Source organism: Amphritea sp., assembly GCF_048266285.1.
Classification (GTDB): domain Bacteria; phylum Pseudomonadota; class Gammaproteobacteria; order Pseudomonadales; family Balneatricaceae; genus Amphritea.
The window spans coordinates 51286-76800 of the sequence record NZ_JBLWZV010000002.1 but is presented as its reverse complement, the minus strand read 5'-3'; the positions used below and the strand labels follow the sequence as shown (position 1 = coordinate 76800).

The following is a 25515-nucleotide window of genomic DNA, read 5'->3' as shown; positions in this document are numbered from 1 at the left end:
CCTTTGACCGGCATCCCATAATAGCCGGTTTTTTATCATCAGAGTCAAAATGAACGAACAATATAATCCGCAGCATATTGAGCCTGAAGTACAGAAACACTGGGTCGACAACCAGAGCTTCAAAGCCACTGAAGACCCGTCAAAAGAGAAGTTCTACTGCCTCTCCATGTTCCCCTACCCGAGCGGTCGGCTACACATGGGACACGTACGTAACTACACGATTGGCGATGTGGTTTCCCGTTACCAGCGAATGCAGGGCAAAAATGTCCTGCAACCGATGGGATGGGATGCGTTCGGCTTGCCTGCGGAAAACGCGGCTCTGAAAAACAATGTACCTCCAGCCAACTGGACCTACGAAAACATCGATTACATGCGCACCCAGCTGAATCTGATGGGCTTCGGCTATGACTGGAACCGTGAAATTGCCACCTGCCACCCCTCTTATTACCGTTGGGAACAGTGGTTCTTTACCCGGCTGATGAAAAAAGGCTTAGTCTACAAAAAAGACTCTGAAGTTAACTGGGATCCCGTTGACCAAACAGTATTGGCTAACGAACAGGTTATCGACGGCCGCGGCTGGCGCTCCGGTGCCTTAGTTGAACGCAAAAAGATCCCTCAATGGTTCTTAAAAATCACCGATTACGCCGATGAGCTATTGGATGATCTCGACAAGCTAGATGAGTGGCCTGAGCAGGTTCGCACTATGCAGCGTAACTGGATTGGCCGCTCTGAAGGGGTTGATCTAAGTTTCCACGTGGAAGGTTTCGGCGAACTCGAAGTGTTCACCACCCGTCCCGACACGCTCATGGGTGTAACTTATGTAGCAGTCGCTCCTGGCCACCCACTGGTGCAGCAGGCTATCGCCGGCAATCCTGAGCTGAGCGCCTTTGTCGACGAATGCAAAAACATGAAAGTGGCCGAAGCCGATATGGCCACCATGGAGAAAAAGGGCTTTGCCCTGGGTATTGAAGCAACTCACCCGCTCACCGGCGAAAAAGTACCGGTTTGGACCGCTAATTTCGTTTTGATGGACTACGGTTCAGGCGCGGTCATGTCGGTTCCTGCACACGATCAGCGGGATTACGAATTTGCTAAGAAGTACAACTTGCCAATCAAACAGGTCATCCGTCCGGCGGATAATCGTGACATCAACATAGACCAGGAGGCCTTCACCGAAAAAGGTGTATTGGTTAACTCTGGCGATTTTGATGAGCTAGACTTTGAAGTCGCCTTTAAAGCGATCTCGTCTGAACTGCACAGCAAAGGCAAGGGCAAAATCACCATTAACTATCGACTGCGTGACTGGGGTGTCTCCCGTCAGCGTTATTGGGGTACACCTATCCCAGTGATTAACTGCGATAGCTGTGGCGCCGTACCAGTACCCGAAGACCAACTCCCTGTCGTATTACCTGTAGATGTGACGTTTGACGGTGTTGGCTCACCAATCAAGAAGATGGATAGCTTCAAGAAAACCACTTGCCCTACCTGTGGTGGTGATGCCGAGCGGGAAACCGACACCTTTGATACCTTTATGGAATCCTCTTGGTATTACGCTCGCTATGCCTGCCGTAATGCCGATACCATGTTGGATCCGGAAGCGGCTAACTACTGGTTACCGGTGAATCAATATATTGGCGGTATTGAACACGCTATTCTGCACCTGCTTTACTCTCGCTTCTTCCACAAGTTGATGCGTGATGAGGGACTGGTTAACTCTGACGAGCCGATCGAGCGACTCCTGTGCCAAGGCATGGTACTAGCAGATACCTATTATCGCGATGATGAAAACGGCGGTAAAACCTGGATTCCACCCACTGAAGTAAAAGTTGAACGCGACGAGAAAGGTCGAGTGACGCAGGCTGTTCATATCGTCGATGGCCAACCGGTGGAATCAGCAGGCATGGGCAAAATGTCCAAGTCGAAAAACAACGGTATTGACCCGCAACTCATGATCGATAAATACGGCGCGGATACCGTGCGTCTGTTTATGATGTTTGCTGCGCCGCCAGAACAATCCTTGGAATGGTCTGATTCCGGTGTCGAGGGTGCTCACCGCTTCCTCCGTCGCCTGTGGAAACTGGTGTTCGATCACCTTCAATTCCCCGGTGACGTGGTTGCACTGCAACCGGATAGCCTTGATGATCGCCAAAAAGAGTTGCGCCGTAAAACACACGAAACCATCAAGAAAGTATCCGATGATGTTGAACGTCGTCAGACATTCAATACCGCGATTGCCGCAGTGATGGAACTCAGCAATGCCATCAGCCGCTTTGTTGATGCCAGCGATCAGGGTCGTGCCGTCGTACGTGAAGCCCTCACCGCCGCTGTGCAACTACTCGCACCGATTGTGCCGCACATCACCCATCAACTGTGGGCTGATCTCGGCAACAGCAATAACTTACTGGAAGCACCTTGGCCAGTGGTCGATGAAGACGCATTGACCCTCGCTAATGTACAGATGGTGGTACAGGTCAACGGTAAAGTGCGCGGCAAAATCACTCTACCCGCCGACTCTGAAGAAAGCATCGTCCTGCATACAGCTTTGGCCGATGAAGGTGTTCAGCGTCACATGGATGGCAAAACAATCCGCAAACAGATTGTTGTGCCAAATAAACTCGTCAACATCGTTGTAGGTTAAAGGATAAACATGACTCGCTGCCACAGCCGGCTATCGGCCACTGTATTTCTGACTGTTTGCTGTCTGCTGCTATCTGCCTGTGGGTTTCACCTCAGAGGCAGTGCAGATATAGCCGAACCACTGCGGCAGCTAACGCTGGTAACACCGGAACGTTCCCGCAGCCAGCTAGCACCGGTTCTCCGGCGGCTACTGGAAGCAAACGGTGTCAGCGTTAATCACGGTGCGACAGGCTATCTGCTCCAAATCACTTCAGAGAAACGTGAGCGAAGTGAAGCCACCCTCGGGGCAGATGCGGACATTGATGAATATGAACTGTCCACCACCGTGAGCTTCCTGATTAAAGATCCACAGGGTGAAATCGTGCTCGAACACAGTCTACAAATCGAACGCATCTACGATTACGATGCCGATGAAGAGACGGCTAGTAACGCACAGGAAGCCCAGCTCTACCTCGAAATGGATCAACATCTCGCAAACCAGATCCTGCGGTTCTACACCAACGTAAAACCTGCTACACCCTAGACGCTAACTCCAGACATCAGGTCCTATGAAAATAAAACCGGAGCAACTTGCCAGCAAACTCAGCCAGCACCCGGCTCCGGTTTATCTCGTCACCGGGGATGAAACCCTGCTGATTGAAGAGAGCTGCGATTTACTACGTCAACACCTGCACGCGATCGGCTTTAACGAACGAGAAACCCTACATGTCGAAAGCGGCTTCAAGTGGGAATATCTACTCGAATGCGCTAACGCATTATCACTGTTTGCCGAACAGAAAATCATTGAACTAAGACTCGGTAGCCAAAAACTCAATAAGCAGGCCAGCGAAATTTTACGTGAATACCTGCAACGCCCCGCCGAAGATAATGTATTGCTCATTATCGCCGACAAGCTTGATGCTTCAGCGAAGAAAAGCGCCTGGTTTAAAGCAATCGACCAACAGGGCATTATTGTCGAAATTTGGCCTGTCGATTTACAACAGCTGCCCGGTTGGATTAATAATCGCGCCCAACGGATCGGTTTGACGCTAGAAAACGATGCGACACAGCTACTGTGCGAACGTATCGAAGGCAATCTATTGGCCGCTAAACAAGAGCTCGATAAACTCAATCTACTCTATGCCGGCCAAAACGTCAGTGTCGATATGGTCATGGACAGCGTTTCAGACAGCTCCCGCTATGATATCTATGGCCTAACTGAAGCCGCTATTCTACAGCAGGTGCCCCGCTGCACTAAAATCATTGAAGTACTGCGCCAAGAAGGCACCGAAGCCTCGGTCGCCCTCTGGGCCGTCGCCCGCGATATTCGCTCACTGGTCGCCATCCAAAACGGGCTTCAAAAAGGTACTCCGTTGGACACTCTCTGTCAGCGAGAACGCATCTGGGGCAACCGTAAAAACCAGATGCGTAATGCTGCCCAACGACTCTCCGCCGACAAACTCAGACAGATGCTCAGCCGCTGTTCCGAAGCGGATGCTCAAATTAAAGGTGAACTCGGTGATGCATGGCTAACACTCACCGGAATCATTCTACAACTAGCCGGAATCGAGCTGTTATTGAGTCAATAAATAAACGCTATCCGCCGCCCCGCTCTGCAACCTTGAAACGATAGCGAGCGCTTACTCTTTTGTTATTTCTAATGACTTTGATAGTGTCAAAATCGCATCGCCTGGAAGCAAGCGCGCTAACAACGGCCTATTACTGGATTTCTTAGCCCTAAACCCGTGTTTTTGATATAACCCTATCGCTTTAAAGTTCTTTTGATAAACATCTAAATCGACGCGACTAATATCATGATCACGCATATATTTTAACCAATACTCCAACAGCTGCGATGCCAGCCCCAGCTTACGAGCCGATGGACGGATAAAAAAATGGCTAATATAGCTCTCGGGATACTTAAATCGAATAGTGACCGCGCGATAGATTAAAAAACGCAATAAACCTGATACGGGATTAAACTGCCGGGAGAAATTAAGATAACCTAGATTATATGGCCCGGTTTTAGCTGCATAGAATGAAAGCACACCGACAACAGCACCTCCCCTTTTCAGCAGGATAAACCGATCCCAGTTGATATTGTTTTCCAGCAAACGGCGCTGATCAACTTCCCCGCCCATAAATGGACGGAAACTTCCGATGACTTTAGTCGCGATATTAAGCTCATCAGCAGTCGGTTCCCTCCCCCTGGGGACTTGATAAATCTCACACGACTCTAGCGTCATTAACGATTCTCCTCCATCTACGCGTTAGGCTTCTTGAAATTACCCGATTGATACATAATTTAATAGGACCATAAAACAAGCAAACCACCATCAATAGAAACTGATTTGAACATGATATTACCGACCCTTCGCTCGAGATAGCCGAAGCGCTCACTGCGCAGAGAACCACTGAGCCAACCGGGCTGATACAGTTCTAGCCGCTGAAGGCGTGAGCTCTGACGCTCGAACTAAAGCAGACCAGCCCAAATCGAGACCTTCCTCACCCAGCCCGATCGCTGTAACGCTGCCATTTTTAATCGCTGATTGAACCGCCCAACGAGACAAAATACTGACGCCAAACCCTGCGGCAATCAATTCGATAATGGCATCGGTCACTTCAACTACCGTCACCAGATGCGGTACCACCCCTGAAGGACGAATAAAGCGCTCATATTCAAACCCTGGTTGAGTCGACTTGCTATAGGTCAAGTAGTGCTCGCCTTGTAAATCAACCGCTTCGATAAAGGGTTTACGGGCCAATGAATGGCTTGAACCAATTATCAACACCAACTCATCCCGAAGTACCGCGATCGAATCAATACCCGGAATCACCAAATAACCCGGTGCCAACACAACATCAACCGTACCGTCCTGCAAATTACTAAGCGGATTTTGGGTGGCCGAAGCAACGAGCTCTAGCTGTATATCGGGTTCTTGTTGCGATATCACGTGTAGAAATGCTGGCAACCAGTGATAACAACTATAAGCGGCAACACCAAAGCGAACCACCGTGGTTTTATTCACCGCCATCTGCTGAAAATCAAACTCCGCACGCTGCAGCGCCGGAATAACTTGATTCGCGGTCTGCGTCATCGCACGGCCCGCTGCGGTCTGCCTTAACCGTCGTCCCTCCCGTTCAAACAGTACGCCACCAAGACGCCGCTCAGCTTCAGCAAGCCGGTGGCTTAACGCAGACTGGGTAATACCAAGCACATAAGCGGCTTGCCTTAATGTTCCAGTATCATCGATCGCTTTGAGCATCGCCCAATGCTTGATATCCAATCGCATCTATTTTCCTCAGTGTTTATATCGATAGCGCGTTAATAAAGCCCACAACATGCACAAAACTAATCAATAGCGCACCTTATTCACTTTTTTCCTAATCAAACTCGCGCTATTGTGCAGCCAAATAGAGGGAATGTTAATAACGTGGACAATAAATCAACTATCAATGGTCAATATCTAGTCGCAATGTCGGCCTGTTTATATGGCTTAAACCCCTTTTTTGCCCAACTCCTCTTTCAGCAGGGGTTAGGGGCAGAGATGGTCAGCCTGTATCGGTTTATTCTGCCGGCACTCTTTTTCATTTTCTTCCTGCGCACACCCCCAGTAAATCGAGCTGAAGCTTGTCGCTCCTTAGTACTTGGCATTATCAGCGGCGTGGCCATTTTTGGTTATTTCCATGCCCTAGAAACCATTCCTGCGGCCACGGCTATCTTGATCTATTACAGTTATCCCGTGTTTAGCGTATTAATCGGCTGGTTAGCATTCCATCGCACTCCCTCACAAAACGGGTTGATCTCTGCAGCGCTCGTCGCCATAGCAGCATCATTAACTATCCGCCCTGAAACTCTGCCGCCGGGCACCCTATGGGCGATGATTGGTTGCTTTCTAGCCCCTCTCACCGTAGCCACTCAGATACAATACCTGTCGAGCCCTAAAAAACAGATACCGACCCTCAATAGAATGGCATGGATAACAATCGGACATATTCTGGTCTTGCTGCCAATCGCTATCTGGACGGCTCCGGTGAATATACTGCCGGTTTCATTCTCGGGAGTTATCGCTGTCTTAGGTATCGCACTGCTCGCTGCAGCTATTCCTCAGATCTTATTTATGAAAGGTGCACCCCGATCTTGCGCCGATAAAAACGCCTTAACGGGATCATTAGAATTAGTGGTGGCGTTGCTCACAGGGGCCATTCTATTAGGACAGCAACTCGACCGTTTAGAACTTACCGCGATGACATTGATTGTGTTAGCGTTGTTTATCAAACAGGTCAAAAAAGAACCTAAGATTGAGGCACTGCCGGGTACACGGCAGACATAGAGAGGTTGACGCTCAAAAATAGCATTAGAAAAACTAACCATCAACGGCCAAGTCAATAGCGGCCTGCGTTATCGGCGTCGATCTATTTAATCCGAAATAATGCCGAATTGAAGGCTCGACACCGTCGCACACCCTTTAGGCTAAATGATGGCTGACCTCTGTTTCAAGCATAATATTGTCATCTAGCGGACAACGATGACAAACCTCTTTAAAGAATTTAGCTTTTTCAACATCTGTTAAATCAGCATCTATAGTCGCTTTAACAACGATGGACTGAAAACCGATCCTAACTTCAGTCGGCTTACCCAGCAGACCCGCAGGGTTCATCGTACCATCAACCTCAATATCCATCCCCCGCAGCTCGATCTTTTGCTGAGTTGCCGCCAGACGAGCGATACTGGCAATACAGCCGCCTAATGAAAACAGAAAAAATTCGAGTGGTGTCGGGCCTGCATCACTACCACCGGCTTTTATCGGCTGATCAATGGTCACTTTATGGCCACGAATATCGGCATTGATCTGACAACCCGCTTGCATCGATGCCCGAACAGAAATCACTTTATTAGCAGACATAATCACCACCTTAAATTAACAAAGACTATATAAGAAAAACCTAATGTGAATTATTATCGCACAAGCTCATCGCCAAGATGAAGAGGGGTAGTCAAACACAAGCGTTTATAATCCACCGGTACTGAATTTAAAACAGTGGCAGGAGGTAATCGAGAGGGTTTTATCAGATATCCGCGCGGCTAAAACCGATCGTCTAGTATCATATCGGTTTATCGAAGCAGGGTACGCAGGCAAGATAGAAACATAAAAGCGCCGCTCACCACCTTTCAATACCTCCTGAAAAACTCTCATAGAGATAGAAACGGTATAGTGAGCAGCTATCTTTTATTGCAACAGGTTACTTTAGCTCCTCTTCATCATGACCATCAGATTCAGCCATGACATGTGGCTGAGGATCAAACCAGCGACCCTCTTCATCATTATTAAGCGTTTCACGCAGGGTGTAACCACGGGTATTTGAGGTTTCGAAAAAGATTCGCGACATCATTTCGGCCAACACACCGGTGGTGATAAATTGCAGTGATACCACCAACAGGAAGATACCGATCATAAAGAGTGGCCGGCTACCAATATCCTCACCCAAGAACAATTTAACCCCCATCAACCAGGTCATAATCAATGAGCCGACAACCCCCATACCTAGGCCAAGGTAGCCGAAAAAGTGGCCGGGACGCGCCTTAAATTTAAGAAAAAAGAACACCACCAACAGATCAAGAATAACCCTGAAGGTACGCGACAAACCGTATTTTGACTCACCGAACTGTCGAGCATGATGGTCCACAACGGTTTCACCAATGCGTGAGGGTTTCGTCACTGAGGCAACCCATACCGGAATAAAACGGTGCATCTCACCAAACAGACGTACCTGTTTAATCACACTGGCACGATAGACTTTAAGACTGCAGCCGTAATCATGTAAATTAACGCTGGTTACTTTTGCAATCAATCGATTAGCTTGTCGGGAAAAGAACTTACGGGTCGACTCATCTTCCCGTTGTTTACGCCATCCCTGCAACATATCCAGGTCGCGCTCTTCCATCTCCACGATCATCCGTTGAATATCCGCAGGATCATTCTGCAAATCGCCATCCATAGTGACAATAATCTCACCACGGGCAGCATCAATACCCGCTTGCATCGCCGCGGTTTGACCAAAATTACGCTGCAGCTCAACAATCCGCAGGTGGTCGCCCCACTGCTCCTGAGCCTCAATTAAACGCCCAACAGTTTGATCCGGGCTTCCATCGTCGACGCAGATAAGCTCCCACTTACCGGAATAATCACTAAGGCACTCATGCACCCGCTCTACCAGCGGAAACACACAGTCCTCTTCTTTATACATCGGTACGACAATCGATAATGATTTCATAAATTACCCGGATTCAGGACATTAAAATAGTGTTTGGACTCTATCACAAAGCCCTTTTTATATGAAGGAAAGGCCGTAGTATCGGCACTGCAGCTCATTCAGTTTCAGCTCACAGGTCCTTCACGATGAAATACTTTAGCCACCAGCCAGCCTAATACAAAGGCGACAAATGACATTAATAATAGAAATAGATGTAACTGCACCGCTACTTTTAGTAATGCAGTGGTATCGATCGCATAAAACTGACCCGCTAGCACAAAGGCGGCTTCAAACGTGCCAGAGCCCGCCACTCCGTGAATCGGCAAGATAGATGAGAGATCGGCCACAGCCACACTCGTCACCGCTTGCGCTAAGGTTAACTGAGATAACTGCAGCACGACCCCAAGAAACGCCAATAGCTTGGTTAGCCACACCGCATAAGTAGTTATCACAATGGCACCGAAGTGTCCGCCACGGGTCGGCAGGTCGCTGAATGCTTGCGCTAGTTTAGCCAGTTTTACATGACTAAAACGGCCTAACAACCACACCACTAACCTTTTGCCCTGATTAAATAGCAACAGGCCCAACACCGTTATGACAGCCAGCCCCAATGAAGCCCAAGGACTAAACTGCCAGAGCGCCAAAATACCCGCCACCGATAGCAATGCCACCAGATCAAGCAATCGATATAACAAAAGATGAGAAGATGAGTGCACCACCCCAATTCCGAAATAGCGTTTGATCAACACCGGAAAAGCGACTTCGCCGGTACGCATCGGTAACAGATTATTGAGTAGGTTATGATTGGTGCTGAGGTAAAACATCTGCGGATAACGCGTGCTGGGTAAGCCAAAACTCACCTTAATCCGCAACGCTCGTAAAGCATTACTGGTTAACGATAACACGACTAATAATGTCAACGTTGCACCGTCAAACCCCTGCCAAGAGGTTAACAGGCTATACCAACCGATCTGATATTCCACTACCGCCAGGGTGATTAAAAGAATCACCACTGACAGCAGTAGTTTAAGCAGTTGTGCTCGACGCATCAGCTGATTGTTTCACCTTTGGCTTGCAAATCAGCATGATAAGAGGATCTTACCAACGGACCGCTGGCAACCTGAGAGAAACCCAGTTCTTTGGCGACCTTAGCATACTCATCAAATTCAGCTGGCGTCACATAGCGATCAATCGGCAGATGATCACGGCTAGGCTGTAGATATTGGCCAATGGTCAACATATCCACATCATGAGCGCGCAGATCTTTTAGTACTTCAAAGATCTCCTCCTTAGTTTCACCCACACCCACCATTAGGCCGGACTTAGTACGGACATCAGGGCAGCGTTGCTTATACTTCTGCAACAGATCGAGTGACCATTGATAATCAGCACCAGGGCGCACTTTACGATACAAACGCGGTACCGTTTCCATATTGTGATTAAACACATCCGGCGGTGTCTGCTGGAGAATATCCAGTGCAATATCCATCCGACCACGGAAGTCTGGCACTAGGGTTTCAACCTGAATAGACGGCACAGCCTTACGTGTTTCTGTAATACAACGGGCAAAGTGATCGGCACCACCATCACGCAGATCATCCCGGTCTACCGACGTAATTACCACGTAGCGCAAACCCATATCAGCAATGGCTTCCGCTAACTCTTTCGGTTCATTCTCTGGAAGAGCTTTAGGACGACCATGGGCCACATCACAGAAGGGGCAGCGACGGGTACAGATGTCGCCCATAATCATGAACGTCGCCGTCCCATGACTGAAACACTCGCCCAAGTTAGGACAACTCGCTTCTTCACAGACTGAGGCAAGTTTATGCTTGCGCAGTTTATTCTTAATTCCCTGCACTTTAGGCGTGGTACCCAGCGAGACTCGCAACCACTCGGGTTTACGAAGAATCTGATCCCGCTCAGTGGGGATAACCTTGACTGGGATACGGGATACTTTTTCAGCTCCCCGCAGCTTTACACCCGCTTCCGCGCGTTTCGGCTTATCGTCCGCAGACCCTGCACTTTGCACATTTACGCTATTTTCAGACATCTATACCTTCCAACGAGTTAGCATTGGCGCGCTCGTTATATTCGAGTCTTTTCACCAGTATTTCTATAAGTGAATCCTTAACGGATTCCCTGTCGAGGGTTTCGACCAGGTTTGTCAGCCGGGTAACTGATAAACCGGCATAACCACAAGGGTTAATCCGATTAAAAGGTTCGAGATCCATATCTAGGTTAAAAGCTAGTCCGTGAAACGAACAACCTTTACGTACTCGCAATCCCAGCGAGCAAATTTTTGCTTCATTAACATAGACACCCGGGGCATCGGCCTTCGCATACGCCTCAACACCATACTGTGCCAGTAACTCAACAATACTAGCCTCCATACGGGCGACCAGTTCTTTAACGCCAAACTTCTTACGGCGGATGTTCAATAAGAGGTAAACCACCAACTGCCCTGGGCCATGATAGGTCACCTGACCACCGCGATCGACCTGCACCACCGGAATATCACCGGTGCTTAACAGATGTTCCTCTTTACCGGCATGCCCTTGAGTAAACACGGGCTGATGTTCCAGCATCCAGATCTCATCAACCGTTTCGGCAGTGCGGGCGGCAGTAAAATCCTGCATGATTTGCCACGTCGGCTGATAGTCCACCAGCCCCAAATCACGAATAACAACCTGTTCAGACAAAGCCATCATATCACCATCGTGACACGGCCTGTCTCTAACAGATCCTCATGCAGTGCTTTCAGTTGCTCATGACCTGTCGCCGTAATTTTCATACGAATCGATGTAAAGGTGCCTTTGCTGCTCCCCTGTAAATCAATTTTGGTAATATCGAGATCAGGCGCATGGATACGCACAACATCAATTACCAATGATTGAAAATCCGGCCCATCTCGACCGATCACCTTAATAGGGTAATCTGGACAAGGGAACTCAATTTTCGGAGCTTCTGGTTTCGTTTCTTGTGCCATAACTATCTCTCGACTACACAGCCGTTCATCAGATCATTTTGATAACGCGTAAACAGCTCAAACATTCTCGCCCATAAAGGGCCTTTTTTTCCATCAGCGACGGGTTGACCATCGATTTCGATCACCGGCACCACCGCCCGGGTTGAACTACTTACCCAAACCTCGTCGGCCGCTAGCAATCGAGCATAGCTGATATCCGCTTCCCGCATCGCAATGCCATCTGCAGCCGCCAGCTCAAGGATCAGTTCTCGGGTCGTTCCACCGAGAATCTCTGAGCCGCGTTTAGGCGTAAAGATAACGCCCTGCTCTACTAACATCAGGTTACAGGAAGCACCTTCTGTCAGCAGGCCATCACGGATCATCAACGCCTCCTGCACCCCGATCTGTTTCGCCTGTTGCATCGCTAATATATTGGGCAGCAAGCCGGTACTTTTAATGTCGCAACGTCCCCACCGCAGATCCTCGGTAACGATTGCTCGAACGCCAGATACCGCATCAGGCCCCGCATTATAAATATCCTTGATCGGGTTACAGCAAGCAAAGATAGTCGGCACCATCTCGGCGTCATAGATATGGCTACGACGCCCCGAGTTACCCCGGCTAATCTGTAAATAAACCGACAGATTACCACCACCATTCAATGTCACTAAGCGGGTAAGAATGGCCTCCCAATCTTGCTCAGCCACAATCTGTATGGCCTGCAAGCTATGCTGCAATCGCTGTAGATGCTCATCCAAGCGAAAGCCGACACCACGATAAAACGGAATCACTTCATAAACACTGTCACCAAACAAAAAGCCGCGGTCAAAAACCGATACTTGGGCTTGGTCTTCTGCAATATAGTGACCGTTCAGAAATACTGTCTTCATCTTCCCTTAACGACAGAAGCCCGAACTCAGAAACAGAGTTCGGGCATCCGTGCCTCAAAACCTATCGATCAGTTGATCAGGTTATAAAAGAATAACGCTATGGCATCCCATATACGTTGCAACAATCCAGCCTCAGCAATACTTTCCAAAGCCACCACTGGCGCTTCTGCGACGACTTTATCTTCCAGCATAACTTTCAAAGTACCAAAGCTCTGACCTTTTGCAATCGGCGCCTTAATCACTTTATCCAGATCTAAAACGGCTTGTAACTGTTCGCCTTCACCACGCGGAATAGTAATCGCCATCGCATCGGTCAAGCCGACTTTCAATTGACTCTGCTGACCCGCCCACACCTTGGTAGTTTCCAATACTTGACCGGCATCATACAGCTTGTGAGTACGGAAATAACGGAACGAATATGCCAGTAGTTTCTGGCTTTCCTGGGCACGGGCCTCTTCACTGCTAGTGCCCATCACTACGGTAATCAGGCGCATACCTTCCCGTTTAGCCGAGGCGACCAAACAATATCCTGCCGCATCGGTATGGCCGGTTTTCAAACCATCAACAGAATCGTCACGCCACAGCAGTTTATTGCGGTTTGGCTGACGAATCTTGTTGTAGGTAAAATACTTTTCAGAATAAACGCCATACTGCTCGGGATAATTCTGGATAATGGCCCGTGCTAGCAAAGCCAAATCAAACGCCGATGAGTAATGATCATCCGCGGGCAAGCCGGTCGCATTCAAGAAATGGGTATTCTCCATCCCAAGCTGTGCGGCATGCTGATTCATCATATCGGCAAACGCCGCTTCACTACCGGCAATATATTCAGCCACCGCCACGCTGGCATCATTACCCGATTGAATAATGATACCTTTGAGTAGGTCACTCAATAGAACCTGGGTACCTTCTTGAATAAACATCCGTGAACCCGGTGCGCGCCACGCTTTTACAGAGATAGGCACCAGATCATTCTTACTGACATTACCTTTGGTCAGCTCACCTTCGAGGATATAGCTGGTCATCATCTTCGTCAGGCTCGCGGGAGGGAAACGCTCGTTCTCCCGGCTGGCCATGATAACCTTACCAGTATCGGCATCCATAACAATATAAGCCCGGGCGGCCACTTGCGGTGGTGCAGGGGTAATCTTAGCCGCCTGAACCGGCAGCGCAAAGATGCACATGGATAACAACATAAGGCGAATCAGAGTAGAGCGAAAAACTAATTTTCTAATCATAGTGTTATAGATACTTTTTTACGGTTACAGAAGGTCTAGGTACTGCTCAGACCTAAAAACAGGCTAAAGGTTCGCGAACAATTCAGCGGTTTCCCATAGCAGATCCATTTAAGCGCGCCTAGTCTACCAAATGTGGACGCAGATAGCCTGCCGCTTCAATCCTTGATACGATTTCTGCCAAGTTTGCGTTTAACTTAACCGGCCCAACTTGAACCCGATACAGTATTCGGCCCGGCCGCTGCAGCGGCACAATTCTCACTTGATACCCCGGCAGCATTGTCTGCAACTCTTGCTGCGCTTCAATCGCCGTTGTTTCCAGTCCAAAAGCCCCCACTTGCAGATAACGCGTACCGTCCCCTGGGGTTATCTTTTCCGGAGCGGCTGGTGCAGCACTAATAACCGCTGCAGATGAATGACTCCAACTGGCGGGATCAATTGCTTCGACCTCGACATTGGCCGTGCCTTGACCCAACATATCCAGTTTCGATGCCGCCGCATATGAAAGATCAATGACCCGCCCACCATGAAACGGGCCTCGATCATTAACCCGCACAATCACCTTTCGGCCATTTGCTAAGTTAGTCACCTGCACATAACTCGGCAAGGGCAACGACTTATGCGCGGCCGTCATGGCATACATATTGTAGGTTTCACCGTTCGAGGTTTTATGGCCATGAAACTTCTTGCCATACCATGAAGCAACACCACGCTCTTTATAACCATTGCCAGAGGCCATCACATGGTAGGTTTTACCCAGTACCGAATAGGGGCTCTTATTACCCCCACGGCTTTTAGCTTCGACTCTAGGCACGGCATTCGGCACATGGGATACATCAACCTCGGCCGATGGGCCGTAATCCTTATCCACAGCATAGCGCCCTCCCGATGAAGAACAGCCCGCCAATAGTGCGATCAATGACAGCACCAGTAGATTGAGGATAACTCGGCTCATGTTAATTAACCTGCGTTTGCTTTATGTTTTTCAGCAACAGCCTGACCCAGTTCATAAACAGCCATGGCATATAACCGACTATGATTGTAGCGGGTAATCACATAAAAGTTATGTAATCCGAACCAATGTTGAAACTCGCCGTCTTTTTCTAACCGCATCAGCGTCGCTTTACTATCAAGATTCAGGTCTTTACGGGTGCGAATACCCCGCTCGGCCCACTCGGCCAAGGTCACTTCTGGTTTCAGGCTACTATTGATCCAAGCCTCATCCGCCATTTGCTGCATGACCACATTAGAGCGTACCGCTTCACCTTTTTTCCAGCCGTGGGCGCTAAAATAGTTTGCCACACTACCAATCGCATCAACCGGATTGTTCCAGATATCTTTTTTACCATCGCCGTCAAAATCAACCGCAAAACTTCTGAAGCTACTCGGGATAAACTGACCATAACCCATCGCTCCGGCATAAGAACCTTTCAACGCAAACGGGTCGGCTTTTTCTTCACGTAACAGGTAAAAATACTCTTTTAACTGCCCTTGGAAAAACTTACCACGCGGCGGGTAATCAAATCCGAGGGTCGATAGTGCATCAATCACTCGATAGCTGCCCATATTACGGCCATAACGGGTTTCAACGCCGATGATCGCAACAATGATATGGGCCGGAACACCATATTCTTTCTCAGCCCGCTGCAGAGCAGCACTGTATTGATGCCAGAACTCAACACCCTGCTTAATGCGCGCATCCCGCAAGAAAATATTACGGTATTCACCCCAGTTCAGTCGCTTTTCAGCTGGCCGAGAGATCGCCTTCAGAATGCTTTCTTGACGTTCAGCCGAGCGCAGAATCGTTTTAACCTCAGCCTCGTCAAAGCCCTCTTTTGCCATATTGGCAATAAACTGTTGTGCAGCAGGATGATCACCATAGCCATGAGCGGCAACCTGTGTACCCCATGCCAAGCCGCTACAGAGCACAACGCCAGCTAGCAATCCTGAAAATTTAGTTCTGAACATATCACCCTACCTTAATTTGCCACCATCTTCATGATGGCATTCCTAAACATTTGTGGCGCTATTAAAAGTACTCTCAGCAGTATCCTGACTTTATCACAGAGTCACAACAACAAAACGGCTGAGTTATTATGTTTATTTATGCCCCGGCTTAATGACTGATCATCTGCCGGTGTGCTTGCACCGACATTAGCAGCCCAAAGCCCGCCATGAGCGTCACAATGGAGGTACCACCATAACTGACCAACGGTAGCGGCACACCAACCACCGGCAAGATGCCACTAACCATACCGATATTAACAAACACATAAACAAAAAAGGTTAGCGTCACACTGCCAGCCACTAATCGACCAAAGCTGTCCTGCGCTTTCACCGCGATCACCAACCCGCGGCTGATAATCAATAGATAGATAAACAGTAACAATAAGATACCGATCATTCCGAACTCTTCGCCCAACACTGCGATAATAAAGTCCGTATGGCTCTCGGGAAGAAAGTCCAACTGCGATTGGGTGCCAAGCATCCAACCTTTACCCTCAATCCCCCCGGAGCCAATAGCCGCTTTAGACTGGATAATATTCCAGCCAGCGCCTAGCGGATCACTCTCCGGGTCGAGAAAGGTCAATACCCGCTGCTTTTGATAATCTTTCATCACCATCCACAATCCCGGCAGCCCTGCCGATGCCACCAGCAAGGCGCCAAAGATATACCGCCAATAGATCCCCGAGAGTAACAACACAAATACCCCCGATGCGGCAATCAGCAAGGATGTACCAAGATCTGGCTGCTTCATGATCATCACGACCGGCACAAAGATCAGTACCAGCGAAATCGCAATATGACGAAAGCTCGGCGGCAGTGGCCGACTGGCCAGATAACAAGCCACCATCAACGGCAGCACCAGCTTAACAATCTCGGCCGGTTGGAAACGAAATCCGGGCAGGGCAATCCAGCGCTGCGCCCCTTTAGCGCCTACGCCAACTAGCAACACCGCCAATAACAAGCCGATACAGACGACATACATCGCGGGAGCCCAACGGGCGAACAGCTGCGGTCGCAACTGCGCCAGAATCGTCATAATCACCAATCCGGCACCCATGCGAATTGCTTGCCGGATGACATAGCCCATATCGCCACCGGATGCGCTATACAGCACCAGCAAACCATAGCCACAGAGAATCAAAATAAACAGTAACAACCAAGCATCTAACCGAGTATAGGACCAAAAGCCTCGACGTCTGGCTAGATGGGGTTGGGCATCGGGCATAGTACGTTGGAAATCAGCCACCGGTTAAACCCTCTGTTACCGCGTCAGCTTGCTCTGTCTGATCGTTGTTTGCGGCTTCAGCATCCTGCTTTTTAAGCGCCATAAAAGCATCAATGACCTTGCGCGCTAAAGGTGCCGCGGTGCTCGAACCACCACCACCATTTTCAACGATCACCGACACCGCAATTTCCGGTTTATCTGCCGGCGCAAAAGCGAGAAAGAGTGCATGATCCCGGTGCCGTTCAGCCAAGCTTTCTGCATCGTAAACTGCATCCTGTTTAATACCGACCACCTGAGCGGTGCCGGTTTTACCCGCGATCTGAAAATCCAAGCCACGGCCAACCTTGCGCGCCGTGCCTCTCGGCCCATGCACAACCGCCACCATCGCATCGATAATGCGCTGCCAATACTGATTATTTTTCAATTTAATATCCGGTAGCACCGCACTGGTTCCCTCCAGCCCGCTAATCTCAACAACACTGCCCTCAACTACCTTGTGATCCCGGTTTTCATTATGAGTCATCACCCCTTTGAGCATCCGAGGCTGTTTCCAAACACCACGATTGGCCATCACCGCCGAAGCCGTTGCCAGTTGCAATGGGGTTGTCAGCATCCAGCCTTGACCGATACTCAAGTTAAGGGAGTCACCAGAAAACCAAGAGCCGCGCCCGGTGCGTTTTTTCCAAGCTTTAGAGGGCAGAATGCCCGGCAAGGCTTCCGGCAGATCCAGACTCGTCACCTGACCAAAGCCAAAACGCCCCAAATAGTCGGAAATAATATCCACCCCTGCGCGGTTGGCAACATCGTAAAACCAGACGTCACAAGATTGATAGATCGCCATCTCTAACCCAACCTTGCCGTGACCGCCGTGTTTCCAATCACGATAGCGTCGCCCGCCATTGGTTAACGTATAGAAGCCCGGATCAAACACCGTGTGAGAAGGACTCACTGCCCCACTGTCAATAACGCCCATAGCAACCATTGGTTTGATAGTAGACCCAGGCGGGTATTGTCCTCGCAAAGCCCGGTTAAACAACGGCAGATCGGGAGATTCACGCAGTGCTTTGTAAGCTTTGGTACTAATACCGGTCACAAACAGATTAGGGTCATAGCCGGGATTACTTACCAGCGCCAGAATACCGCCAGTTTTCGGATCGATAGCCACGATCGCCGCCCGCCGCCCCTCGACCAGTTTTTCTGCCGCTTGCTGCAAGCGAATATCGAGGTGCAGGACAATATCTTTACCCGGCACCGGGTCGGTCTGCTCAAGCACCCGCATCACCCGCCCACGGGCATTGGTTTCAACCTTGTGATACCCCACTTCACCGTGCAACAGTGGTTCATAAAAGCGTTCAATTCCCAGCTTACCGATATAGTGCGTACCACTGTAGTTTTTGTTATCGACCCGCTTCAACTCTTTCTCGTTAATACGGCCAACATATCCCAGTGCATGCACTAAGCTGGCGCCAAAGGGATAATAACGAATCAGATCTGCTTCGACCTGAACCCCCGGCAAACGCTGATAGTTAACCGCGATACGGGCAATTTCATCATCGGTCAGACGAAAACGTAGCGGTACCGTTTCGTAAGGACGACGCCGCTGTTTCAACCGCTTACGGAACGACTCTAACTCTCGCTCTGAAATAGGAATCAGGGTTTGCAACTCGGCTAAAGTCGCCTCAAGATCGCTCACTTTCTCCTTCAACAGCGTAACACTGTAACTCGGTCGATTTTCAGCCAACAACGTGCCATTACGATCGTATATCAGCCCCCGCGTCGGTGCGACCGGTTGTAGCTGAATACGATTATCGTCTGAAACAGCGGCGAGTTGATCATGCTGTACGACTTGCAGGAAATAGAGTCGGCCAATAAGAACACACAGCAGTAACAGCACGATCACAAACGCAACCACCGACCGTGCCAAAAACACCCGTCCCTCTTTGGTATGATCTTTCAGGCTATCAAAGGCTGACATCGAAGCAACTCGTCACAGAATGGGATTCACAGGTAGGTAATAATCGGTTATTTATGATAAGGGTGGCCCTGCAAAATACTCCAAGCCCGGTAAAGCTGTTCAGACAGTAGAATGCGCACCAAGGGATGCGGCAGTGTCAGGCCGGATAACGACCATTTCTGATCAGCTATGGCGACACACTCAGGCGCCAGCCCCTCAGGCCCACCGACCAATAAACTGACATTTCGCCCAGACATCTGCCACTGTTCCGCCTGTTCTGCCAGTTGCTCGGTGCTCCAGTTGCGGCCACCCACTTCAAGAGCTATCACCTGATCGCCCTTAGGGATCGCCGCCAGCATCAGTTCGCCTTCTTGACGTTTCGCACGGGCTAAATCAGCCCCTTTGCCTCGATGTCCCAAAGGGATCTCCACCAGTTCCAAAGAAAATTCGTGCGGTAGGCGTTTCTGATACTCATTAAACCCTTCGGTGACCCAGCCAGGCATCTTGGTGCCTACGGCAATAAGGCGTATTTTCATTCTAAGACCAGTATCCTTCTCTCTCTGGTGACAACTCGACTAAGTCAACCTGAACTAAACAGTTTCCTGCTCAGCCACGCTATCAAAGCCCCACAGTTTCTCAAGGTCGTAGAAGCTACGAGCATCTGGCATCATCACATGAACCACTAGGTCTCCGAGATCCACCAACACCCATTCACCGGTGTCCACACCTTCAATACCCAACGGCATGACACCCTGACGCTTCATCTCTTCTTGCACATGTTGTCCTATAGACATCACATGACGCTTAGAGGTTCCGCTGGCAATCACCATCCGGTCAGTCACTGTTGATTTATTGGTGACATCAATCTCGACAATATCCCGGGCTTTCATATCATCAAGGGCTTCACGTACAGCGATGATCATCTGATCCATTTCCATTAGTAATTATTTACCTTCAGTTGGTTGCTCATAATCATAGAGCTTGTTTTGTTTTATATAGTCCCACACCGCATCCGGTATCAGATAGCGAGGCGAGTGGCCGGCACGGATCAACGCTCTGATCTGTGTCGCAGAAATTCCCAGCGGCGTCAGTTCACGAAAAATCACTTGGCCAGCCGGTAACTGCAGCATGGTATCGATATCATGAACTTCGTGATTCATGCTTATCTGCTGCATCTGTTCGCAGGGCTCATAAATCCATCCCGGACGTTTGACCACCACAATATGACAAAGATTAAGGAGTTCCTGCCAGCGATCCCATTGTGGCAGAGAAAGATAGGCATCCATACCCAGTATCATACAGATCGGGACCTTTTCACCCAGTTCACGACGAAAAGATTCCAGCGTCAATACAGTATAGGAAGCATCAGCCGAGATAACCTCTCGATCTTCGGCCACCAACGCTCGTTCGTCAGCAACGGCCAAACGCACCATATCGAGACGCTGCTGACCGCTACGCTCGGGTTGTTTACGATGCACCGGTGCCTTTGATGGCATCAATGTCACCTGTTCAACACCTAACCACTGTTGAATTTCCAGCGCAGTGCGCAGGTGACCATTATGGATAGGATCAAAAGTCCCACCCATAAAGACCTTTACCGATTGGCTCATCACGTATTATTGACGGACATGACCATCACCAAGCACCACATATTTTTGCGAGGTTAAGCCTTCCAGCCCAACTGGGCCTCGGGCATGTATTTTGTCGGTAGAGATACCGATCTCAGCCCCTAGGCCATATTCAAACCCATCAGCAAAACGGGTCGACGCATTTACCATCACGGAGCTGGAATCAACTTCGCGTAAAAAGCGACGGGCGCGGGTGTAATTTTCAGTAATAATGGAATCAGTATGATGGGAGCCGTAACGATTAATATGTTCAATCGCTTCATCCATATCGCTAACCAGTTTAATCGACAACACCGGCCCTAAGTATTCGGTTTCCCAATCGGCTTCGGTGGCAGCGTTAATACCTGGCAATATTGCACAGGTTTTCTCGCAGCCACGTAGCTCAACCCCAAGTGAGCGATACTGGCCTGCTAACTCGGGCAAAATATCTTCAGCCCGGGCCTCATGTACCAGCAACGTTTCCATGGTATTACAGGTACCGTAACGATGTGTTTTAGCATTAATCGCCACATTGATCGCTTTAGTTTTATCGGCATCATTATCAATATACACATGACAAACGCCATCAAGATGCTTGATGACCATCACCTTCGCATCACGACTCACCCGCTCAATCAGGCCCTTTCCACCTCGCGGCACGATCACATCAACATATTCAGGCATGGTAATAAGCTCACCCACTGCCTCGCGATCCGTGGTCTTCACCACCTGGACGGTATTTTCTGGCAGCCCAGCAGCCTTCAAGCCCGCTTGAATACACTCAGCTACCGCTTTATTACTGTGAATAGCTTCGGAGCCGCCTCGCAAAATGGTTGCGTTGCCAGATTTCAGGCACAAACTAGCAGCCTCAACGGTCACATTTGGCCGAGATTCATAAATAATACCGACCACTCCGAGTGGCACTCGCATTTTACCCACCTGAATACCACTCGGCAGATAATTCATATCGGTGATCGCACCGATCGGGTCCGGTAGTGTCGCCACCTGACGCAAACCTTCGATCATCGTGTCGATTTGAGAGGGTTTCAGTTCCAAACGATCCAACATGGCATCATCAAGACCATTCACACGGCCCTGTTCTAGGTCTTTAGCATTCGCCGCAACCAATGTTTCGCGGGCAGCATCAATCGCCTCCGCCATCGCCAGTAACGCACGGTTCTTTATGCCGGTGTCAGCTTTCGCGATTGCACGTGAGGCGACACGCGCCTGCTGCCCCAGTTCTGCCATATACTCTTTAACGTTCATAACCTTCCTTCCCCCTCGAGACCGGGCATTATAACCTGCCCGACAGCGGGGGTCATCGACAGAGAAAGCAAAACAGAAAAAAACCCGTTTTTGCAGGGTAACTTAGCTGCTATCATCTGCAGGCTTTACTACCCCGGAATAATTACCGTCGGAATATGGATAAACCGCTACGCTTTTCAGTCATGATTCATCAGCGCACCCAGTTGATGATCACACTCGCCTGCATTTTGCTCGCAGGCTTGCTGCTGTCTGGCATCTACCTATCCGTTGTGGCAGGCAAGATAGCCCAACAACAAACCCGACAGCAAGGCACGCTGCTAGGCCAGCAAACAGTAACGATGATCAAACCTGCCCTGATGGCAGGTGACTCAGTGAGTCTCAATTTCATTCTCAACCAACTTGTGCAACAGCCCAGCATTGACGCCATTATCCTTAATGACCCCAAAGATCGCCTATTAGGCCGGGCTGGCGATATCAAACACGATAATCTTATTCACCAAGAAATACTCATTCGGCAGCAACAAGAGACCCTCGCAATTCTGGAACTGCGTCTTAACCCCGCATCAAACAAAGCCAATCTCAACGCCATTCTGATGCAAGCCGCCATCCTAGCCCTAATTACCGTCATTTTAGCGCTGCTGGGCTGCTGGCTTTTCCTTAATCGCAACAGCAAGCTTGAGCAAGCCAACAATCTGCCAACAACTCATACGGGCAATACTTCAAACCACAGCCAGAGCAACATCCCTAACAGTACAGAACACCCCCTAATAGCGACACCTCAGCAGAAAAGCAAAAAGAAAAAGAAGAAAACGCCTGATAACGAAGCACTCGTTGATCTACTCAGACCCGCAGATGACGCCCCCCATATGCCAGACTTCGCACCTTTTTCTGATCATAAAGAGAGTGCGCCAGAGGAAGAATATGACGCCGATATAGAGTTCACTCTGATCGAAGAGGTCGAACTGGAAGCGCCACCGCGTCACAAACGCAACCCACTATTTGAAAACAGCAAGCATGAAGTTCAGCTCGACCTTTATGCCTTTGAGCAGGAACTGGAGCTAATCGTCCCGGCTGACCAAGCCGGCTACCTACTCTATCTCGACCTATCATCCGGCCACTCCGATAACCTGCAAAGCGAAGAATTACAAACGTTACAGGCATACTATTATCGAATGCTCGATATGGTAATCACCATTTACCAAGGCGAAGTCGCCCGCCTCGATAACGGCGACCTACAATTGGCCTTCCTAAAACCACATAAAGATGATGCCCACGGCATCAACGCTATCTGCGCTAGCCAACTATTTAACCGTCTATATAAACTATTTAATCAGCAACGCATTCGCAGCTTTCAACCTGTGCTCAATTTACATATGGCATTAGTGCGGGGGCATTACCAAAAGCTCGCTCGCATGCAGGAAGAGGCTCGCTACCTCACCCACAGCACCGACAGTAATGAACTGATCACCCACACAACGCTGAGCGAAGCCCCTGACCTAAAAGTGAGCTTACTGGCGGGTGCCGAGATCGTCCGTGCCGAAGAAGATAAGGTATTGGTTAAATCCGTTAACGAGAACTATCAAAAACTGCTAGATAAACAAGCACGACACCTGCTTAGCAAGCTGTTTCCATAGACGCTAACGCAGGTACCCGCTCAGCAAGAAGCCTAACAGGCTAACCTTGGAGCAACCCCAATCACTGCTTATGCTATACGATTAAAGCAGTACAGATCGACCTCGTTTTTTATTTATCGTGTATCTGTATCGTTTACTTAAGCTCACCTATACTCACCCCTCGTCATTTGTACGCTCTAACCTAAGGTAACACCATGTTAAACGACCTCATTATTCTCTTTATCGCGGGTTTTCTTGGCGGTATCTTAAATTCAATTGCTGGCGGCGGCAGCTTTATCACCTTTCCCGCTCTACTATTTGCCGGCGTACCGCCGATCAGCGCTAATGCCACCAACACCTTCGCCTCATGCTCTGGCTACATGAGCGGCACCTGGGCCTTTCGCAAAGACCTTGCAGAGATCAAAGATCAACTGCCTCACTTTATTATCATTAGCCTACTGGGCGGCATCAGCGGCGCTTGGTTGCTATTACAAACACCGGAAGCCTCATTCGAAATGGCCGTGCCTTGGCTGCTACTATTTGCCACCTTGCTGTTTATCTTTGGCGGCCACCTCAATCGCAGCCTCAAAAAGCTCAGCACCAAACATCGCCACGCCTCCTCAGCCGGTGCTGCGCTGCTGATCATTCTATTGTTTGGCGTCTGCCTGTATGGCGGTTTTTTTAATGCGGGCCTAGGCATTATTTCATTAAGCTATCTCGCCCTCGCCGGGCACACCGATATCAACCGGATGAATGGATTAAAACTGCTGATCTCAACCTTCGTCTCACTGATCGCTATCGTTTTGTTTGCCTATGATGGCGTCATTGCTTGGTATGAAGGCTCAATTGTTCTGGTCGGCACTGTGCTTGGCGGCTATATGGCTGCTCACCTGTCTCGCAGACTGCCACAACAACTCGTGCGTAACTTCGTTATCATCGCCAGCATCGGTATCACCCTATACTTTTTCTATGATGCCTATCTGGTCAAACCGGCCTTAGGGGGCTAGCATAACGCTAAACAATAAAGACCTAAAAAGACCGGGCATTCAATCATGGAAATGATAACGCTGCTGCTATTTATACCCACCTGCTTTGCATTAAATATGTCACCGGGGCCTAACAACCTGCTGGCAATGAGTAACGCAAAACGCTATGGCTTTCGCAGCGCTGTTATCGCCGGCGCAGGCCGCTTACTCGCTTTCTGCGGCATGATTTTCCTCGCCGCGACTGGGTTAGCGGTGGTGCTACTGGCCTCGGAAAAAGTATTTATTGCTGTTAAGGTCGCCGGGGCCTGCTATCTGTTCTGGCTAGCCTTTAAGCTCTGGCAAGCCGACACAAGCCAATCGAACGAAATACCCAACAGCACAAAAAAAACACTGTTCGGCTTAGCCCAGCAAGAGTTTTTGCTGGCGGCCAGCAATCCTAAAGCGATACTGTTCTTTACCGCCTTTTTGCCACAATTCACCAACCCGGCGGCGCCTACAGGCCTACAGTTCTTCCAGCTCGGCATCACCTTTCTGATACTGGAATCCATCGCAATAACCTCCTATGCACTGTTCGGCATCTATCTGCGCCAGTGGTTTGCTCAACCCCACAAAAGACGCTGGTTTAATCGTAGTTGCGCCACCTTACTTGGCAGTGCTGGAATCGGCTTACTAGCCAGCCGCCAACACTAAGACAACCCTGCTAGAACGCCAAGATATAGCCTTTCGCCTAGCTCGACGGGGTATTCAATGCCAACAGAACACCTGCACATTAGTAATATAAAGCACAAGAGACTCTTAAGATGAACCTGATGAATAGGCTAGCAAGGAATTCATAAAGACGGATAACGAGGCGGGTACACAGGCACAAGACCATCGCGATAAAAACACAGGAA

At 49.4% G+C, this 25515-nt stretch carries 25 protein-coding genes; 7 read left to right on the top strand and 18 right to left on the bottom strand.

Going from position 1 to position 25515, the window contains the following annotated elements:
* Nucleotides 1-49 precede the first annotated feature (49 nt).
* Genes leuS through holA form a run of 3 tightly spaced genes read left to right on the top strand, consistent with a single transcriptional unit; the run spans nucleotide 50 to nucleotide 4205 of the window.
* Nucleotides 50-2638, top strand: coding sequence for a leucine--tRNA ligase (leuS, locus tag ACN0T0_RS03925; protein ID WP_417223566.1), 2589 nt, complete (start codon nucleotides 50-52; stop codon nucleotides 2636-2638).
* Between the two features lie 9 nt (nucleotides 2639-2647).
* Nucleotides 2648-3160 (top strand): LPS assembly lipoprotein LptE, encoded by a 513-nt coding sequence (gene lptE / locus ACN0T0_RS03920; protein WP_417223563.1) that lies wholly within the window; start codon nucleotides 2648-2650, stop codon nucleotides 3158-3160.
* A 25-nt stretch (nucleotides 3161-3185) separates the two neighbouring features.
* Nucleotides 3186-4205 carry a DNA polymerase III subunit delta gene (gene holA / locus ACN0T0_RS03915; RefSeq protein WP_417223560.1) on the top strand — a complete coding sequence of 340 codons (1020 nt, stop codon included), beginning with the start codon at nucleotides 3186-3188 and terminating at the stop codon, nucleotides 4203-4205.
* 51 nt (nucleotides 4206-4256) lie between these two features.
* Here the strand turns inward: holA and ACN0T0_RS03910 are convergent, their stop codons facing one another.
* Nucleotides 4257-4862, bottom strand: coding sequence for a GNAT family N-acetyltransferase (locus ACN0T0_RS03910; protein WP_417223557.1), 606 nt, complete (start codon nucleotides 4860-4862; stop codon nucleotides 4257-4259).
* Between the two features lie 150 nt (nucleotides 4863-5012).
* Nucleotides 5013-5909, bottom strand: a complete 897-nt coding sequence (locus tag ACN0T0_RS03905; protein ID WP_417223554.1) for a LysR family transcriptional regulator — start codon at nucleotides 5907-5909, stop codon at nucleotides 5013-5015.
* A gap of 141 nt (nucleotides 5910-6050) precedes the next feature.
* On the opposite strand from ACN0T0_RS03905, the gene ACN0T0_RS03900 reads away from it, so the two are divergent.
* Nucleotides 6051-6950 carry a DMT family transporter gene (locus ACN0T0_RS03900; protein WP_417223552.1) on the top strand — a complete coding sequence of 300 codons (900 nt, stop codon included), beginning with the start codon at nucleotides 6051-6053 and terminating at the stop codon, nucleotides 6948-6950.
* A gap of 135 nt (nucleotides 6951-7085) precedes the next feature.
* Here ACN0T0_RS03900 and ACN0T0_RS03895 read toward each other — a convergent pair whose 3' ends face one another.
* The 16 genes from ACN0T0_RS03895 to ACN0T0_RS03820 form a co-directional block, all read right to left on the bottom strand.
* Complete coding sequence (locus ACN0T0_RS03895) at nucleotides 7086-7523, bottom strand: OsmC family protein (protein ID WP_417223550.1); 438 nt, start codon at nucleotides 7521-7523, stop codon at nucleotides 7086-7088.
* A gap of 337 nt (nucleotides 7524-7860) precedes the next feature.
* Nucleotides 7861-8892 carry a glycosyltransferase family 2 protein gene (locus ACN0T0_RS03890; protein ID WP_417223548.1) on the bottom strand — a complete coding sequence of 344 codons (1032 nt, stop codon included), beginning with the start codon at nucleotides 8890-8892 and terminating at the stop codon, nucleotides 7861-7863.
* Between the two features lie 104 nt (nucleotides 8893-8996).
* Nucleotides 8997-9920, bottom strand: coding sequence for a lysylphosphatidylglycerol synthase domain-containing protein (locus tag ACN0T0_RS03885; protein WP_417223546.1), 924 nt, complete (start codon nucleotides 9918-9920; stop codon nucleotides 8997-8999).
* Complete coding sequence (lipA, locus tag ACN0T0_RS03880; protein ID WP_417223543.1) at nucleotides 9920-10924, bottom strand: lipoyl synthase; 1005 nt, start codon at nucleotides 10922-10924, stop codon at nucleotides 9920-9922. The genes ACN0T0_RS03885 and lipA overlap by 1 nt, the downstream gene beginning before the upstream one ends.
* A complete protein-coding gene (gene lipB, locus ACN0T0_RS03875) occupies nucleotides 10917-11579 on the bottom strand; it encodes a lipoyl(octanoyl) transferase LipB (protein WP_417223540.1) in 663 nt (220 codons plus the stop codon). The genes lipA and lipB overlap by 8 nt, the downstream gene beginning before the upstream one ends.
* On the bottom strand, nucleotides 11579-11860 hold the full coding sequence (locus ACN0T0_RS03870; RefSeq protein WP_417223537.1) for a YbeD family protein: 282 nt from the start codon (nucleotides 11858-11860) through the stop codon (nucleotides 11579-11581). Before ACN0T0_RS03870 ends, lipB begins: the two co-directional genes overlap by 1 nt.
* 2 nt (nucleotides 11861-11862) lie before the next feature.
* The gene (locus tag ACN0T0_RS03865) at nucleotides 11863-12729 is read right to left on the bottom strand and encodes a D-amino acid aminotransferase (RefSeq protein ID WP_417223535.1); all 867 of its coding nucleotides are present in this window, start codon (nucleotides 12727-12729) and stop codon (nucleotides 11863-11865) included.
* A 68-nt stretch (nucleotides 12730-12797) separates the two neighbouring features.
* Nucleotides 12798-13967 (bottom strand): D-alanyl-D-alanine carboxypeptidase family protein, encoded by a 1170-nt coding sequence (locus ACN0T0_RS03860; RefSeq protein ID WP_417223532.1) that lies wholly within the window; start codon nucleotides 13965-13967, stop codon nucleotides 12798-12800.
* 118 nt (nucleotides 13968-14085) lie between these two features.
* Nucleotides 14086-14919, bottom strand: a complete 834-nt coding sequence (locus tag ACN0T0_RS03855) for a septal ring lytic transglycosylase RlpA family protein (protein ID WP_417223530.1) — start codon at nucleotides 14917-14919, stop codon at nucleotides 14086-14088.
* A gap of 5 nt (nucleotides 14920-14924) precedes the next feature.
* Nucleotides 14925-15932: a lytic murein transglycosylase B gene (mltB, locus tag ACN0T0_RS03850; protein ID WP_417223529.1), complete on the bottom strand. Its 1008-nt coding sequence runs from the start codon at nucleotides 15930-15932 to the stop codon at nucleotides 14925-14927.
* A gap of 148 nt (nucleotides 15933-16080) precedes the next feature.
* On the bottom strand, nucleotides 16081-17196 hold the full coding sequence (gene rodA, locus ACN0T0_RS03845; protein ID WP_417224012.1) for a rod shape-determining protein RodA: 1116 nt from the start codon (nucleotides 17194-17196) through the stop codon (nucleotides 16081-16083).
* 13 nt (nucleotides 17197-17209) lie between these two features.
* The gene (gene mrdA / locus ACN0T0_RS03840; RefSeq protein WP_417223526.1) at nucleotides 17210-19171 is read right to left on the bottom strand and encodes a penicillin-binding protein 2; all 1962 of its coding nucleotides are present in this window, start codon (nucleotides 19169-19171) and stop codon (nucleotides 17210-17212) included.
* A 47-nt stretch (nucleotides 19172-19218) separates the two neighbouring features.
* Nucleotides 19219-19686 (bottom strand): 23S rRNA (pseudouridine(1915)-N(3))-methyltransferase RlmH, encoded by a 468-nt coding sequence (rlmH, locus tag ACN0T0_RS03835; protein WP_417223524.1) that lies wholly within the window; start codon nucleotides 19684-19686, stop codon nucleotides 19219-19221.
* Between the two features lie 54 nt (nucleotides 19687-19740).
* Entirely contained in the window at nucleotides 19741-20088 is a 348-nt protein-coding gene (gene rsfS, locus ACN0T0_RS03830) for a ribosome silencing factor (RefSeq protein ID WP_417223523.1), read from the bottom strand.
* Nucleotides 20089-20094: 6 nt separating this feature from the next.
* A complete protein-coding gene (gene nadD, locus ACN0T0_RS03825; protein WP_417223520.1) occupies nucleotides 20095-20760 on the bottom strand; it encodes a nicotinate-nucleotide adenylyltransferase in 666 nt (221 codons plus the stop codon).
* A gap of 6 nt (nucleotides 20761-20766) precedes the next feature.
* Nucleotides 20767-22023, bottom strand: coding sequence for a glutamate-5-semialdehyde dehydrogenase (locus ACN0T0_RS03820; RefSeq protein WP_417223518.1), 1257 nt, complete (start codon nucleotides 22021-22023; stop codon nucleotides 20767-20769).
* Between the two features lie 155 nt (nucleotides 22024-22178).
* Here ACN0T0_RS03820 and ACN0T0_RS03815 point away from each other — a divergent pair, with 155 nt between their 5' ends.
* The 3 genes from ACN0T0_RS03815 to ACN0T0_RS03805 all read left to right on the top strand — a co-directional run bounded on the left by ACN0T0_RS03815 (nucleotide 22179) and on the right by ACN0T0_RS03805 (nucleotide 25312).
* Nucleotides 22179-23657 carry a hypothetical protein gene (locus ACN0T0_RS03815; protein ID WP_417223516.1) on the top strand — a complete coding sequence of 493 codons (1479 nt, stop codon included), beginning with the start codon at nucleotides 22179-22181 and terminating at the stop codon, nucleotides 23655-23657.
* A 194-nt stretch (nucleotides 23658-23851) separates the two neighbouring features.
* Nucleotides 23852-24643, top strand: a complete 792-nt coding sequence (locus ACN0T0_RS03810; RefSeq protein WP_417223514.1) for a sulfite exporter TauE/SafE family protein — start codon at nucleotides 23852-23854, stop codon at nucleotides 24641-24643.
* Between the two features lie 45 nt (nucleotides 24644-24688).
* Nucleotides 24689-25312 (top strand): LysE family translocator, encoded by a 624-nt coding sequence (locus ACN0T0_RS03805; RefSeq protein ID WP_417223511.1) that lies wholly within the window; start codon nucleotides 24689-24691, stop codon nucleotides 25310-25312.
* Nucleotides 25313-25515 lie beyond the last annotated feature (203 nt).